Annotated in this window: 14 protein-coding genes; 11 read left to right on the top strand and 3 right to left on the bottom strand. The window is 70.9% G+C overall.

The window, feature by feature from the left end:
- The first annotated feature begins 27 nt into the window (after positions 1-27).
- From ACH34R_RS13385 to ACH34R_RS13370, 4 genes are all read left to right on the top strand, one after another.
- The gene (locus ACH34R_RS13385) at positions 28-1,173 is read left to right on the top strand and encodes a serine hydrolase domain-containing protein (protein ID WP_397561700.1); all 1,146 of its coding nucleotides are present in this window, start codon (positions 28-30) and stop codon (positions 1,171-1,173) included.
- A 41-nt stretch (positions 1,174-1,214) separates the two neighbouring features.
- On the top strand, positions 1,215-2,009 hold the full coding sequence (locus tag ACH34R_RS13380) for a DUF4097 family beta strand repeat-containing protein (protein ID WP_397561699.1): 795 nt from the start codon (positions 1,215-1,217) through the stop codon (positions 2,007-2,009).
- A gap of 52 nt (positions 2,010-2,061) precedes the next feature.
- The gene (locus ACH34R_RS13375) at positions 2,062-3,246 is read left to right on the top strand and encodes a serine hydrolase domain-containing protein (protein ID WP_397561698.1); all 1,185 of its coding nucleotides are present in this window, start codon (positions 2,062-2,064) and stop codon (positions 3,244-3,246) included.
- A gap of 295 nt (positions 3,247-3,541) precedes the next feature.
- Positions 3,542-5,566: a phosphatase PAP2 family protein gene (locus ACH34R_RS13370; protein WP_397561697.1), complete on the top strand. Its 2,025-nt coding sequence runs from the start codon at positions 3,542-3,544 to the stop codon at positions 5,564-5,566.
- Here the strand turns inward: ACH34R_RS13370 and ACH34R_RS13365 are convergent.
- Positions 5,556-7,016, bottom strand: a complete 1,461-nt coding sequence (locus tag ACH34R_RS13365) for a hypothetical protein (RefSeq protein ID WP_397561696.1) — start codon at positions 7,014-7,016, stop codon at positions 5,556-5,558. The two genes, ACH34R_RS13370 and ACH34R_RS13365, sit on opposite strands and share 11 nt — an antisense overlap.
- Before the next feature lie 152 nt (positions 7,017-7,168).
- On the opposite strand from ACH34R_RS13365, the gene ACH34R_RS13360 reads away from it, so the two are divergent.
- Positions 7,169-7,831 carry a response regulator transcription factor gene (locus ACH34R_RS13360; protein ID WP_397561695.1) on the top strand — a complete coding sequence of 221 codons (663 nt, stop codon included), beginning with the start codon at positions 7,169-7,171 and terminating at the stop codon, positions 7,829-7,831.
- On the top strand, positions 7,828-8,916 hold the full coding sequence (locus tag ACH34R_RS13355) for a sensor histidine kinase (RefSeq protein ID WP_397561694.1): 1,089 nt from the start codon (positions 7,828-7,830) through the stop codon (positions 8,914-8,916). The genes ACH34R_RS13360 and ACH34R_RS13355 overlap by 4 nt, the downstream gene beginning before the upstream one ends.
- On the opposite strand, the gene ACH34R_RS13350 is transcribed toward ACH34R_RS13355, so the two are convergent.
- The gene (locus ACH34R_RS13350) at positions 8,889-9,356 is read right to left on the bottom strand and encodes a DUF6194 family protein (protein ID WP_397561693.1); all 468 of its coding nucleotides are present in this window, start codon (positions 9,354-9,356) and stop codon (positions 8,889-8,891) included. The two genes, ACH34R_RS13355 and ACH34R_RS13350, sit on opposite strands and share 28 nt — an antisense overlap.
- A gap of 87 nt (positions 9,357-9,443) precedes the next feature.
- Here ACH34R_RS13350 and ACH34R_RS13345 point away from each other — a divergent pair, with 87 nt between their 5' ends.
- The 3 genes from ACH34R_RS13345 to ACH34R_RS13335 are packed head-to-tail and all read left to right on the top strand — an operon-like array spanning position 9,444 to position 11,547.
- Positions 9,444-10,139: a MerR family transcriptional regulator gene (locus tag ACH34R_RS13345; protein WP_397561692.1), complete on the top strand. Its 696-nt coding sequence runs from the start codon at positions 9,444-9,446 to the stop codon at positions 10,137-10,139.
- Between the two features lie 52 nt (positions 10,140-10,191).
- Positions 10,192-10,518, top strand: coding sequence for an FKBP-type peptidyl-prolyl cis-trans isomerase (locus ACH34R_RS13340; protein WP_397561691.1), 327 nt, complete (start codon positions 10,192-10,194; stop codon positions 10,516-10,518).
- A 51-nt stretch (positions 10,519-10,569) separates the two neighbouring features.
- Positions 10,570-11,547, top strand: a complete 978-nt coding sequence (locus ACH34R_RS13335) for a threo-3-hydroxy-L-aspartate ammonia-lyase (protein ID WP_397561690.1) — start codon at positions 10,570-10,572, stop codon at positions 11,545-11,547.
- On the opposite strand, the gene ACH34R_RS13330 is transcribed toward ACH34R_RS13335, so the two are convergent.
- Entirely contained in the window at positions 11,538-12,167 is a 630-nt protein-coding gene (locus ACH34R_RS13330) for a TetR/AcrR family transcriptional regulator (protein ID WP_397561689.1), read from the bottom strand. The genes ACH34R_RS13335 and ACH34R_RS13330 overlap by 10 nt on opposite strands.
- 67 nt (positions 12,168-12,234) lie before the next feature.
- On the opposite strand from ACH34R_RS13330, the gene ACH34R_RS13325 reads away from it, so the two are divergent.
- Complete coding sequence (locus ACH34R_RS13325; protein WP_397561688.1) at positions 12,235-13,173, top strand: ABC transporter ATP-binding protein; 939 nt, start codon at positions 12,235-12,237, stop codon at positions 13,171-13,173.
- Positions 13,170-13,916, top strand: a complete 747-nt coding sequence (locus ACH34R_RS13320) for an ABC transporter permease (RefSeq protein ID WP_397561687.1) — start codon at positions 13,170-13,172, stop codon at positions 13,914-13,916. The genes ACH34R_RS13325 and ACH34R_RS13320 overlap by 4 nt, the downstream gene beginning before the upstream one ends.
- The last annotated feature ends 6 nt before the right edge of the window (positions 13,917-13,922 follow it).

The following is a 13,922-nucleotide window of genomic DNA, read 5'->3' as shown; positions in this document are numbered from 1 at the left end:
CGGAAGAAACGTCTGAAAGGCAGTGCAATGGCAGCCCACGAGAACGTGCAGCGGGTGCTCGACTGGTCGGTGGCCGAGGTCGGCATTCCCGGCATCGTCGCCGAGGTCAAGGACGGCGACCGCACCTGGTTCGGCACCGCCGGCGTGGCCGACATCAAAACCGGCTCCCCGCGCGTGCCGGGCGAGTACTTTCACGCCGGCAGCAGCGGCAAGGCCTTCACGTCCGCGACGCTTCTGGCTCTGGAGGCCGAGGCCCGCCTCAGCCTCGACGACACGGTCAACGCCCACCTGCCCGGCGTGCTGGACGTCAACGGCTACGACGGCGACAAGATCACCATCAGGCACCTGCTCAGCAACACCAGCGGCCTGTTCGCCACCGGCCTGGCCCCGGAGGTCAGCCACCGCTACGCCACCCGCTCCGGGTTCGACCGGCATCGCTTCGACACCTTCAGCACCGAGGAACTGCTGCGGGTGGCGGTGTCCCAGCCGCCGGTCGGTGCGCCCGGCGAACGCTTCGAATACGCCAACGGCGGCTTCCACATCGCCGGAGCGATCATCGAGAAGGTCACCGGCAACAGCTACGCCGACGAGGTCGACCGCCGGGTCGTCCAGCCGCTCGGCCTGACCCACACCCGCGTGCGCCCCACCACCGAGACCGGTTACCCAAGTCCGCACCCGCGAGGCTACTCCCACCAGTTCCTCAAGGACGGCGCCGACCCGGCCGCGGTCACCCCGGAGAACTGGGAATCGCTGATGGAGGAGCCCGGCCTGCCGCCTCTGGACGTCACCGAGCTCAACTCCTCCCTGGGCTACGCGGCCGGCAACGTCGTCTCCACTACGACGGACATGATCCGCTTCTTCAACGCGATGACCACCGGCAGCCTGCTGCCGCCCGCACAGCACCGGCAGATGTGGACCACGGTCTCCACCGAGGGCGGCTACTGGATGCCGTACGCCCGCTACGGCCTGGGCATGTTCGAGTTCGACGAGCAGGCGACCGGCGGCCGGACGCTGCGCGGCGTCGGCGGCAGCCTCTGGGGCTCCTATTTCTTCGCGGTCGGCACTCCCGATGGCCGGCACACCGTCGCCGTGCACACCAACACCGAGTGGAAGTCGTGGGACCCCATGTTCAAAGTCATCGAAGCGGAGTTCGGCGTTTCCGTCGGCGCGTAAGCACGCCGCCCGCCACCACCCCCGCTGAAGGCGAACCACCAATGGATACCTTTGACACACCGAAGCCGATCGTCGCCGCCTTGTCATTCACCGCGGCCGACATCCGCATCAGCGCGACCCGGCGCACCGACACCACCGTCGAGGTACGGCCGGCCGATCCGGCCGACGCCACCGACGTCGCAGCCGCCGAACGCGCCCGCGTCACCTACGCAGGCGGTCGCCTGACGGTCAAGGACCGCTCGAGCATCCGATCCCTTCCCGGACGCGTCGCAGTGACGGTCGAACTGCCCAACGGCTCGGCGCTCGACATCAGCCTCCGCGACGGGCACCTGAACGGCCAGGGCCGCCTGGGCGAGGTACGGGCCCACGTCTCCCGTGGCCACATCCACCTCGCCCGCACCGGCGAGTCGCGCCTGAGCACCGACGACGGCGACATCACCGTGGCCACGTCCGGGGGCCCGGCCGCCCTCACCACCGCCCACGGCCAGATCAAGGTCGGCGAGAGCATCGGCGTCACCGTGATCGGCAACGGCGCCGGGAACGTCACGGTGGACCGGGCAGAAGACGGCCTGCGCGTGACCGTCGGGCAAGGCGCCGTCAAGGTCGGCGCGATGGCGCGCGGGCGCGCCGATCTGGACGTCGGTGCCGGGACGATCAACATCGGGATCCCGAACGGCACCGCCGTACTGGCGGACGCCAAGACCGCGCTCGGCAGGGTCCGCGACAACCTGGGCGACAACCTGGGCGACGACTCCGAGGTGTCCGACGGCAACACCGTCGAGCTCCACGCCCACGTCGCCCAGGGCGACATCCTGCTCCACCGCGTCACCGGCTGACTCACGTATTCGCCCGCACCAACACTCCTCCTCGATGAATGGCGATCGACCCATGACCAAGATCCTCCGCACCACCACCACCTGCCTGCTCGCCGCCGCAGTCGCCGTGACCGTAAGCGCGCCGCCGGCGGCGGCCGGCGACCACGCCGACCGCCGCACCGACGACCACGCCCGGCTCCAGCGGGTGCTTGACCGAGCCGTGGCCGATGGCATGCCTGGCGCCATGGCCGAAGTCCGTGACGGCCGCAGGTCATGGTTCGGTACGGCAGGCGTGGCCGACACCGACACCGGCCTCAAGCGCCGCCGGCAGGAGTACTTCCGGGCCGGCAGCACCACCAAGACGTTCGTCGCGGTCGTGGTGTTGAAGCTGGTGGCCGAGGGCCGGCTGAGCCTGGACGACACCGTGGACAAGTGGCTGCCTGGCGTGGTGAAGGGCAACGGCCACGACGGCAGCAAGATCACTATCAGGCAACTGCTCAACCAGACCAGCGGCATCTTCCCCTACACCTCGGATGCGGACCTGGCGACCGAACAGTGGAGCACCGCCTTCCTCAAGGCCCGTTTCAACAGCTACCGTCCCGAGCAACTGGTGAAGACGGCCATGCGTAACCCGCCCTCCTTCGCGCCTGGCAAGGGGTGGGGTTACTCCAACACCAACTTCACGCTCGCCGGAATGATCATCGAGAAGGTCACCGGCAGGTCCTACGCCGAAGAGATCAACCGGCGCGTCATCCGCCCGCTCGGCCTGCGGAAGACGTACCTGCCGGGCGAAGGCACGAAGCTGCGCGAGCCGCACGCACGGCACTACGTCAAGTTCCTGGTCGGCGAGGACACCACAACCCCCTATGACCTCACCGACATGAACCCCTCCTGGGCCGGGTCAGCCGGCAGCATCGTCTCGACCATGAACGACCTGCACACCTTCTATCGGGCAGTGCTGAACGGCCGTTTGCTGCCGCCCGCGCTGCAAAAGGAGATGTTCACCACCGTCTCCACCAAGGGCGTGCAGTGGATCGACAACACCGCCTACGGGCTCGGAATCTTCTCCCAGAAGCTGTCCTGCGGCGTGACGGTCTGGGGCAACGGTGGCAGGGTCCACGGCTCCTGGACCTATGCGATGGGCACCCGAGACGGCAGGCACATGGTCGTCACCAACATCAACGGCGACTGGGGCAACCCGATCAGCATCCTCACCAAGGAAATGGAAGCCGAGATGTGCCCGCCGAGATCACGATGACCGCTCAATAGCACCGGCTCATCCGGCCTCACGAGCACGAGGCGGATGAGTTCGCGCACCGCATGCGGCTCGGCGGACACCTTCCCGGCCATGCCGATCCTGAAGCGCGCCGGCACTCTTCGATTGATATGGGCATCTTCGCCACCGGCGGGGATGCCCTCAGTCGTTTCCGGGCCGGGTGCTCCGCAGCCATCCTCCTCCAGCGGATCATCACCTGTAGGAGTCTTCAATGATTTCCTTGGTTATCGCACACTTCACCAGGACGGGTCATTGATCGTCTTCGGGCAGGAGTGTCATGAGCAGAATCAGACCGTTGATCGGCCTCGGGGCCGCCGCCGCCCTGTTATCGGGGGCGCTCGTCGCCCCGCCGTCGGCCGCCGCGGCAGAGCCGATGGACCATGTCATCTACTGGAACAAGGTCCTGCTGGACGTCAACCGCGGCGTGAAAACGGCCGACGCGGGGCCGACCAGGCTTTCCAGGACCGCGGCCATGATGAACGGCGCGATCTACGACGCGGCGAACTCGGCGGCGTGCGCGACCCCGGCCGGGTGCATCGGCCAGCCGTACCTGACCCAGGTGGCCTCGCCGCCCGGTGCGTCACCGGACGTGAGCACCGCCATCGACCACGCGGCCTACCGGGTGCTGAGCGGCCTGTACCCGAGGGTGTCGTACCCGCAGTTCGACTTCGACGCCAGGCTCGGCGAGGCGCAGGCGACGATCCCGGCGAGCGTGACCGCCGAGCAGCGCGCCCAGGGGGCCGCCATCGGCGGCAACGCGGCGGCCGTCATGGCCGTCACCCGGGCCAATGACGGCGCGAACGCCACGATCGCCTACACACCGGGCGACCAGCCGGGCGACTGGCGGCCGACCGGCTCGGGCCCCGCCCTCGACCCGCACTGGGGCGCTGTGCAGCCGTTCACCATGATCACAACGAACCACTTCCGGCCGAACTTCCCCGAGCGCTCCAAGTCGGTCGAGGAACTGCTGACCACCACCTCCTACAAGGACCAGGTCGAGGAGGTACGCAGGCTGGGCCGCCTCAACTCGCCCGACCGGACCCCGGACCAGACACAGGCCGCGCATTTCTGGTCCAACGACCTGGACGGCACCTACAAACCGCCGGGCCAGCACATCGACCACACCATTCAGGTGCTCAAGGAGGCCCCGCTCGCCGGCCGGACCCAGCTCCAGAACGCGAAACTCTTCGCGCTCGTCTCGCTCGCCATGGGCGATGCCGCCATCTCCGCCTGGGACGTCAAGTTCGACACCGACACCGACCTGTGGCGGCCGGAGTCCGCGATCAGGCTCCGCGACGTGGACCCCGAGACCGGCTGGAAGCCGGAATCAAGGAACACCCAGGGCGTGAGCTTCTCCCCGCCGTTCCCCGCCTACATCTCCGGGCACGCCACCTTCGGCGGCGCCTGGGCCGGGATCATGAAGCGGTACCTCGGCACGGACGCCCTGGCCTGGACCGGTACGACCGATGACCCCTTCGCCCAAGGCGTGCAACGACGATTCACCTCCTTCAGCGGCGCGGCGAACGAGAACGCGCTCGGGCGCGTCTGGCTCGGCGTCCACTACCGGTTCGACGGGCAGTTCGGTGTCGCCACCGGCGACCGCGTCGCCGACTGGGTCAACGGCAACTTCCTCGGAGCGCCTTCCCCCGGCGCCACCCTCGTGGCGGACACCTTCAACCGGACGGTCACCAACGGCTTCGGCACCGCCGACGCCGGCGGTGCCTGGTGGGTCGGCGCACCGGCCGGCAGCTACGCGGTCAACGCCGGCCAGGCCCGGATCACCCTCACCGAGCCTTCGGCGGGCCGCAGCGCCTACCCCAACCGCGTCATCTCCACCGGCACCGATCTCGCTTTCAAGGTCGGCCTGGACAAGCTCGCCACCGGTAACGGCGTCTACGTCACAGCGGTCGGCAGAAGGGTGGACGGCGCGGGCAACTACCGTTCCACACTGATCATCCGTCCGGACGGCGCCGTGATGCTGCAACTCAGGCGGGCCGACAGCGCGGGAACCGAGACGGCCCTGGCGCCCCTGCAGACGATCCCCGGCATCTCCTACACCCCGGGCTCCTTGCTCCACCTGCGCCTTCAGGTCGTCGGTACCTCCCCGACCACCCTGCGGGCCAAGGTCTGGCCCGACGGCACCCCGGAGCCCGCCGCATGGCACCAGACCGTCACCGACTCCACCCCTGTGCTCCAGGGTGCGGGCCGCGCCGGTCTCCTCGCCTACCTCTCGGGCACCGCCACCAACGCGCCGGTGACCGTGAACGTGGACGACTTCACCATCAAGCGCGTCACCGGGTGAGCGGGGATCTCCTGCGGTGTGCGGCGAGTGCCATGGTGAGGGCGACCGCCGCGTATCCGCAGGTCACGGCCAGTCCTGCCCAGGGAGGGAGTGGGTAGTAGCCCATCAGCGGGGACGGGTCGGCGTCCACGTGGGCGAAGGTGGGGACGCTCTGCGTGATGGCGAAGCCGGCGGCCGGGGTGACCATGAGCAGCCATGGGGCCAGGCCCGTGGTGGCCAGTAGGTACGGTACGACGACCAGGGTGATGGCCAGCCCGGCCGCCACGCCGGCCCGCCTGAGCAGCGTGGCGAGGCCCAGGGCCAGTACGGCGGCGGCCGTGGTCAGCGCCGCGTAGCCGATGATCATCCGCAGTTGGGTGACCAGGGTGATCGGCTGGATCGGGTTCTGGTTGGCGCGCAGCAACGCCAGGCCGGCCGGGACCACGATCCCCGCGGCCACCAGCCCCGTCACGAACGCGACCGCGCCGGCCACCACGGCCCTGGCCGCCGGGTTCGGTGCGTGCCGATGTCTCGCACCGAACACGGCCGCCGCCACGAGCACCAGGACCAGCCCCACCGCCCCGCCGATCAGCGTGAAGTCGGCGCGCAGACCGCCGTCCAGCGTGGCGGGCCCGATGTCGCCGCCCCCGGTCACCAGCAGCCTGCCGCCGGACTCGACCGCCCCGCCCGGGTGGTGCGGGGTCCTGCCGTCCTCCTCCAGGGAGACGCCGACGTCGTCGCGCCGCCACGAACCGTCCGCGCCCTGCACCCGGATCTGGTCGAAGGCGGCGGTGGCCTGGGCGAAGCGGGAGGCCATCCCCCGCACATAGCCGGGCGAGGTGGCGAACAACCCGATCTCCACCGTTTCCGGCAGGCCGGCCAGCGTGACCGTGCCGACCTCGGTCCACTTCCTGCCATCGGGTGACTCGTAACCGGTGAGGGTGTCGCCCGCCCGGGTCAGCCGCAGCCACCGGGGCCCGTGGACGGGGCCGCCGGCCACGTCGTGGACGTAGTCGTGCTGCATTCGCACGCCGTGCCCGCCGGTGATCATGACGGCGGCGTACGGCGTGCCCTGCGTCAGGCTCGGCCTGATCAGGAGCCCGGCCTTCGCCCAGGGCAGCACGCCCTTCGTGACGTTGCGCACGCCGGGGACGGCGTCCGGCAGCCGGATCTGCCCGGTCATGTCCGATACCCGGGCGACGATGCCGCCGTTCCCGGAGAGCGGCTGGTGGACGAAGTAGTACTTGTCGTTCACCGCCGTGCCGTCAGGGCCCAGCAGCGGCGCGGGGCAGGGGCCCTCTCCCTTCCCGGTCACGCAGGTGCTCCGGGCGCCGCCGGTGATCAGCAGCCCGAGCGACACGGTGACCAGTACGGAGGCCGCCACGGTGAGCACCAGGCCGGGTGCGCCGCGGAACCTGTTCCATTCGGCGCGTAGCAGGTGAAGAAAACGGCGGGACATCAACGGACTCATGCCGACGGTTGTACGCGCCACCCGGTTCCAGCCTGGTCGCACCGGCTGCGACCTGGCTGAGACCGGGCATCTGGCATCGTTGCCGGCATGGCACCCCGACCCGGCGGCCGCTCCGGCCGCCCCGCCCGCCCGCTGAACCCAGGTGATCGCCGGTGAGGGTCCTCGTCGTGGAGGACTTCGCGGTCCTCGCCCGCTCGATCGGCACCGGGCTGCGCCGCGAGGGCATGGCCGTCGATGTCGTCCTGGACGGCACCGCCGCCCTCGACCGCCTGGCCGTCACCCGCTACGACGTGGTGATCCTCGACCGCGACCTGCCCGGCGTCCACGGGGACGAGATCTGCCGGCGGCTCGCCCTCGGCCGCAGTCCGAGCCGCATCCTGATGCTCACCGCCTCCGGCACGATCGAGGACCGCGTCGACGGCCTCGGCCTCGGCGCCGACGACTACCTGCCCAAGCCGTTCGCGTTCGCCGAGCTGGTCGCCCGCGTCCGCGCCCTGGCCCGCCGCGCCACCCGGCCGCTGCCGCCCATCCTGAGCTGCGGGGACATCACCCTCGACCCGGCCCGCCGGATCGCCTCCCGGGCCGGTCGCCGCCTGGAACTGAGCCCCAGGGAGTTCGCCCTGCTGGAATGCCTGCTCGCGGCGCCCGGCGTGGTGGTCTCCGCCGAGGAACTGCTCGAACGCGCCTGGGACGAGGCCGCCGATCCCTTCAGCAGCGCGGTCAAGCACACCATGCACCGGTTGCGCGCCAAGCTGGGCGATCCGCCCGTGATCCAGACCATCCGCGAAGGCGGCTATCGCATCGGCCCGGCATGACCTCGCGGCGACCGGCCAGGAGGTCCCTCCAGACGCGGCTCGCGCTCGCCTACGCGGCGGGCATCTACGCCGCCGGGGTGCTGGTGGTGGTCCTGATCGATCTTCCGCTGGTGAGCATCCACGCGGCGATCCCCGCGGGCGGCCCCTCATCGGGCCCGGCCGCCGGGCCCGGGATCGGCCTTCCGCAGTTGCTCATCGGTTCGGCCGTCGCGCTGGTCGTACTGATCCCCGTCGCCCTGGCCCTCGGCTGGTACGTCGCCGGGCGGTTCCTGCGCCCGCTGCGCGCCATCACCGCCACCGCCCAGATCATCTCCGCCGGGGACCTCCACCGGCGGCTGGACCTCGGCGAGCCAACGGACGAGCTGACCGAACTCGGCCGCACCCTGGACGACCTGTTCGCCCGCCTGCACGCCTCCTTCGACGCCCAGCGGCACTTCGTCGCCAACGCCTCCCACGAACTGCGCACCCCGCTCGCCGGCCTGCGCACCCTCCTTGAGGTCGCCCTCGCCGATCCCGACGCCGACGCCGAAGCCCTGCGCTCGGCCTGCCAGGAGGCCCTTGCCCTGGGCGAACACCAGGAGCGGCTGGTCCAGGCGCTGCTCACGCTGGCCACCAGCGAACGCGGCGCGACCCGCTGGGACACCCTCGACCTCGCCGACGTCGCCGCGCACGTGCTCGCCGCGCGCCGCGACCAGGCCACGGAGCAGGGCATCGACCTGACCGAGGACCTGACGCCCGCGGTGACCGCCGGAGACCCGCGGCTGATCGAAAGCCTCGCCGCCAACCTGATCGACAACGCCGTCCGCCACAACCACCCGGCCGGAAAGGTCGAGATCACCACCCGGACCTCCGGCACGGACGCGGTCCTCACGGTCGCCAACACCGGGCCGGTCATCCCCGCCGACCAGGTCCGGCGGCTCTTCCATCCCTTCCAGACGCTGGCGCCGGACCGTAAGGGGTACGGTCTCGGCCTGGCGATCGTCAACGCCGTCGCCCAGGCCCACCACGCCACCCTCACCGCCGCCGCCCGCCCCGAAGGCGGCCTGTCCATCACCGTTCAGTTCGGGCCGGCGCGTCGTTCGTAGCGGGCGCGGGCCAGGTCGTAGGCCGTGCGCAGCAGGTCGCGGGTGGTCGCCTCGGTACGCGGGCCCGGGTTCAGCACCGCCAGCCAGCCCATGGTGCCGTAGAGGGGGTGCGCGATCAGGGTGTCGGTGGCGGCGGGGTCCTGGCCGGTGGCCGGTTCGCGTGGCGTGTGCCCGGTCCAGCGGACGAACTCCTCCTTCCCGGCGGCGATGTTCACCCGGAAGACGTCCGGCCGCTCCAGACGTGATGTCTTGTCGCCGGGGTAGTTCTTGGTCACGACCGTTGCGAACGGCTGGACGTTGGTCGGGGTGACGCCGTCGGGCGCGTAGTAGAAGTACGTGTCGCCCCAACTGATCTCCGGGGAGCCGTCGCCGGGCCGCGGCCTGAGGGTCAGGACACCGTCGAGGGCGGCCACGAAGCCGATGATCTCTTCCATGGTCATGTGCTCTAGCGTTGCATTGAGGTGCATGTGGAGACTTCGGGGCGCGGATGAAGGGGCTTCGGCTTGTCAGGTCTCAAATCGGGGGGCATGCGGACCATCGATGTCGCGCGGCGGGCGGGGTACTCCGTCCAGCAGGTCCGCAATCTCGAACGCGATGGTGTGCTGCCGCCCGCGACGCGTACGGCCACGGGCTACCGGAGGTACGCGGAGGTGCACGTGCGGTCCGCGCTGGCCTACCGGGCCCTCGCGGCCGGGGTGGGCCCGGCCGAGGCCAGGAAGATCGTCCGGGCCGCCCACCGGTCCCCGGTCGCCCAGGTGCTCGCCCTGCTCGACGCCGCGCACGCCAGGCTCGACACCGAGCGCACCGAACTCCGGCAGGCCAGGGAGGCCGCCCAGGCGATCTCCGGCGAGCCGATCGAGGACGTACGCGCGGCGGACTCGATGAGCGTTTCCGAACTCGCCGCCGCTCTCGGCGTGCGTCCTTCGACCCTGCGGCACTGGGACGCGGAGGATCTGGTCGTCCCCGACCGCGACCCCGTGCGGGGAACACGCCGGTACACCCCCGCCCAGGTGCGTGACGCGCGGATCGTTCACCAACTGCGCAAGGCCGGCCACCGCATCGAGCCGCTGCGGGCCCTGATGCCGGAACTGCGCCTCGGCCGCAGGTCCGCGGACATCACCGCCGCCCTGGACGCCAGAGACGCCGGCATCACGGCCCGCTCCAAGGCCCTCCTCGACGGCGCCGCCGCCCTCAGCGCCCTCCTCCCACCCCCGACCGGATAGCCTGCGTTCGGCAGTACTCTGGACGCTGATCATCTAGCGGAAGGCGGCACGCATGGGTGTCACGATAGAACGCCTGTCTCCGGGAGACGGCGAGAACTTCCCCCAGCAGGGGGACGAAGTGACGATTCACTACGTCGGGACCCTCGAAGACGGCAAGAAGTTCGATTCCTCGCGCGATCGTGGGGCCCCGTTCACGACGAAGATCGGCGTCGGCAAAGTGATCAAGGGATGGGACGAGGGCGTGCCCCAGTTGTCGGTCGGGGAGAAGGCGGTCCTGGTCTGCACGTCCGACTACGCGTACGGGGCGCATGGCTATCCGCCCGTCATTCCCCCCAATGCCACGCTCCGGTTCGAGGTGGAGCTCATCAAGATCAACTAGCCGGGCGTGCCGGGCGTGCCGGTCGTCCCGGAACGGAGGAGGGTCATGGTCATGCCGTTACCCGTGTCGTTCGATGACGTTCGCGAGGCCGCCGGGCGGCTCGCCGGGGTCGTCCGCCGCACTCCCGTGCTCACCTCCCGCACCCTGAACGCCCTGACCGGCGCCGAGGTGTTCATCAAGTGCGAGAACTTCCAGCGGGTCGGCGCCTTCAAGTTCCGGGGCGCCTACAACGCCGTCTCCCGGCTCACCCCGGAGCGGCTGGCCAGGGGCGTCGCCGCGTACAGTTCGGGCAACCACGCGCAGGCCACCGCCCTGGCCGCGCGTGAGCTGGGCGCCACCGCGGTCATCCTGATGCCCGCGGACGCGCCTGCTTCCAAGGTGGCGGCCACCGCCGGGTACGGCGCCGAGGTCGTCACCTACGACCGCTACACCGAGGACCGCACCGCGCTCGGCCGCGCCCTGGCCGAAGACCGCGGCCTGACCCTCATCCCGCCCTACGACCACCCGCACATCATCGCCGGTCAGGGCACGGCCGCCCTCGAACTCCTTTCGGAGACCGGCGAGCTCGACGCCCTCGTGGTGCCGGTCGGCGGCGGCGGTCTCATGGCCGGCAGCGCCATCGCCGCCAAGGCGCTCCACCCCGCGATCCGCGTCGTCGGCGTCGAGCCGGAGGAGGGCGACGACACCAGGCGTTCGCTGGAGTGCGGCCGGCGGGTCACCATCCCGGTCCCGCGTACGATCGCCGACGGCCAGGCCCTGGCCACCCCCGGCGAGATCACCTTCGCCGTCAACCAGCGCCTGGCCGACGCCGTCGCCCTGGTCGGCGACGAGGAGATCGTCACGGCCATGGTGTTCGCCTTCGAACGCCTGAAGATCGTCCTTGAGCCCAGCGGGGCCACCGCCCTGGCCGCCCTGATGGCCGGTCGAGTGCCGGGCGCGCCGCGCCGGGTCGGCCTGATCGCCTCGGGCGGCAACATCGACACCCGGCGGTTCACCGAACTCATCGGCGCGCACACAGGTCAGCGGTAGGCGCGGAGGAACGCCTCCACCCCGTTGGCGATGATCGCGGGGATGGCGGCGCCCGCCGGGTCGTCCCGGAGCGCGTCCAGGGCGAGCAGGATGGTCAGCGCGGTGAAGTGCCGCGCCGCCCAGTGGGGGTCGCCCGCCCGGATCTCGCCGTCCGCGGCCAGCTTGGCGAACCGGTCTTCCAGGATGCGTTCGGGCTGCTCGTGCGTGCTCGCGGGCACCGGCACCGGCGGCGCGGGCCACGCCTGGGAGGTCAGCCGCCGGAAGGTGACGTAGTCGGAGGATGGGAACGCCTCCGTCGCCACGCGCATCGCGAAGGCCGTCAGCGCCTCGCGCAGGTCGCGTCCTTCGGTGAGCTCCTGGTCGATCGCCGCGCGCACGGTCGCCACCACGGCCTCGTTGACCCGCACGAGCACGCTCTGGAACAGGGCCTGTTTGTCGCCGAAGTGGTCATAAACCGTGCGTTTGGACACCTTCGCCCGCGCGGCGATGGCATCGACGCTGGTGAGCTCGTATCCGTCGCTGACGAACAGCGCCGTGGCCGCCGTCAGGATGTCCGCGCGCTTGCCCTCGGACCGCTGCCGCCGGCCGGGCGTCTGCGGGCCCGTTCTCACCATCGCCATGTTCCCACTCTTCTCTCAGAAATCTCTAAACTACACCGTGTAGTGTGCTTTTCGGAAGGGAGCACACATGCCGATCTCACCACCACCCGGAGCCGCCGGCATCCGGGCGCAGGGCCTCACCAAGCGATACGGGACCACGACCGTGGTGGACGACCTGTCCTTCACCGCCGCACCGGGCGTCATCACCGGATTCCTCGGCCCCAACGGAGCGGGCAAGAGCACGACCATGCGGATGCTGCTCGGGCTGACCCGGCCCACGAAGGGCGCCATCACGATCGGCGGCCGGCACATCTCCGAACTCGCCGACCCCTCGCGCGCGGTCGGCGCGCTGCTGGACGCCCGCGCGGTACACCCGCACCGCACCGCGTTCGACCACCTGCTGGCCATCGCCCAGACCGCGGGCCTCGGCCGGGAGCGGGTCGGGGCGGTGCTGGACCTCGTGGGGCTGACCGGTTCGGCCAACCGGCGGGCGGGGGAGTTCTCGCTGGGCATGAACCAACGGCTCGGCATCGCGACGGCCCTGCTGGGCGACCCGGGCGTACTTGTGCTCGACGAACCGCTGAACGGCCTGGACCCCGAGGGCATCCGCTGGATGCGCACGCTGATGCGCGACCTGGCCGGGCAGGGCCGCACGATCCTGTTCTCCAGCCACCTGATGTCGGAGATGGAGCTGACCGCGGACGATCTCATCGTCATCGGCAGGGGCCGGCTCATCGCCGAGTCCTCCCTGGAGGACTTCGTGCGCGCCCACACCTCGCACGCCGTCACGGTCAGGTCGATGGAACTGACCGAGCTGGCGGACGCGCTGCGCCGGCACGGCATCGCGTTCGAGCGTGCGCCCGGCCCGAGCCTGCTGGTCACCGGCACCGACCCCGCCATCATCGGCAAGATCGCCGCCGCGCAGGGGATCGCCCTGGAGGAGCTGGCCAGGGTCCGCGAGTCCCTGGAGGACGTCTTCCTGCGGCTCACCCACGACGTCACCGACCACGAAGGCCACGCGGCATGAACATCCTGCGCTCGGAATGGACCAAACTCCGCAGTGTCCGCAGCACCTGGATCGCGGCCGTGAGCGCGGTGCTCTCCAGCGTCGTGCTCGGCGTGGTCGGCTCCTTCGACCTGCTCGGCGCACCCCCGGCCGAGCCGCCCGCCGGCTGGGACCCGACCGCGCTCAGCCTGAAGGGCTTCCTGTTCGCGCAGCTCATCATCGGCATGATGGGCGCGCTCAGCGTCACGCCGGAGTACGACACGGGCATGATCGGCACCAGCCTCGCCGTGGTCCCCGCGCGTTCCCGGCTGCTCGGCGCGAAGATGGTCGTCGTGGCCGCGGTCGCGTTCGTCACCGGCCTGGTCACGACCCTGGTCAGCTTCACCGTCGTGCAGCTCATGCTCGGCGGGACCGGCCTGCCGGTGGCCGGTCTCGGCGATCCCGGCGTGGCGGGCGCGCTCGCCGGGGGCGTGCTCTATCTGACGCTCATCGCGCTCATCGGGGTGGCGGTCGGCGTGCTGACCCGATCGGCCACCGGCAGCCTGGCCGTACTCGTCGGCGCGCTCCTGCTGGTCCCCGCCCTCGCCCCGGCATTCGGCGACCGGCTCGCCGCACTCTGGCCGATCTCGGCCGGTCAGGCCGCGTACACGGTGGTCCAGGCCGAAGGGGCGGTCGCCCCCGGCGCCGGGCTGGCCGTACTGATCGCGGCCGTGGTGGGCGTCGGCATCGCGGGCCACGTCGCCCTCCGGGTCCGCGACGTCTGAGAGCCG

The organism is Spongiactinospora sp. 9N601, from assembly GCF_044326295.1.
GTDB classification, from domain to species: domain Bacteria; phylum Actinomycetota; class Actinomycetes; order Streptosporangiales; family Streptosporangiaceae; genus Spongiactinospora; species Spongiactinospora gelatinilytica.
This window is presented reverse-complemented; position numbering and strand designations above follow the sequence as displayed.

What these genes read in the sequence shown, in the direction of transcription:
- ACH34R_RS13385 (WP_397561700.1), top strand. Translation starts at nt 28, where the DNA reads ATGGCAGCCCACGAGAACGTGCAGCGGGTGCTCGACTGGTCGGTGGCC.
- ACH34R_RS13380 (WP_397561699.1), top strand. Translation starts at nt 1,215, where the DNA reads ATGGATACCTTTGACACACCGAAGCCGATCGTCGCCGCCTTGTCATTC.
- ACH34R_RS13375 (WP_397561698.1), top strand. Translation starts at nt 2,062, where the DNA reads ATGACCAAGATCCTCCGCACCACCACCACCTGCCTGCTCGCCGCCGCA.
- ACH34R_RS13370 (WP_397561697.1), top strand. Translation starts at nt 3,542, where the DNA reads ATGAGCAGAATCAGACCGTTGATCGGCCTCGGGGCCGCCGCCGCCCTG.
- ACH34R_RS13365 (WP_397561696.1), bottom strand. Translation starts at nt 7,016, where the DNA reads ATGAGTCCGTTGATGTCCCGCCGTTTTCTTCACCTGCTACGCGCCGAA.
- ACH34R_RS13355 (WP_397561694.1), top strand. Translation starts at nt 7,828, where the DNA reads ATGACCTCGCGGCGACCGGCCAGGAGGTCCCTCCAGACGCGGCTCGCG.
- ACH34R_RS13350 (WP_397561693.1), bottom strand. Translation starts at nt 9,356, where the DNA reads ATGACCATGGAAGAGATCATCGGCTTCGTGGCCGCCCTCGACGGTGTC.
- ACH34R_RS13345 (WP_397561692.1), top strand. Translation starts at nt 9,444, where the DNA reads ATGCGGACCATCGATGTCGCGCGGCGGGCGGGGTACTCCGTCCAGCAG.
- ACH34R_RS13340 (WP_397561691.1), top strand. Translation starts at nt 10,192, where the DNA reads ATGGGTGTCACGATAGAACGCCTGTCTCCGGGAGACGGCGAGAACTTC.
- ACH34R_RS13335 (WP_397561690.1), top strand. Translation starts at nt 10,570, where the DNA reads ATGCCGTTACCCGTGTCGTTCGATGACGTTCGCGAGGCCGCCGGGCGG.
- ACH34R_RS13330 (WP_397561689.1), bottom strand. Translation starts at nt 12,167, where the DNA reads ATGGCGATGGTGAGAACGGGCCCGCAGACGCCCGGCCGGCGGCAGCGG.
- ACH34R_RS13325 (WP_397561688.1), top strand. Translation starts at nt 12,235, where the DNA reads ATGCCGATCTCACCACCACCCGGAGCCGCCGGCATCCGGGCGCAGGGC.
- ACH34R_RS13320 (WP_397561687.1), top strand. Translation starts at nt 13,170, where the DNA reads ATGAACATCCTGCGCTCGGAATGGACCAAACTCCGCAGTGTCCGCAGC.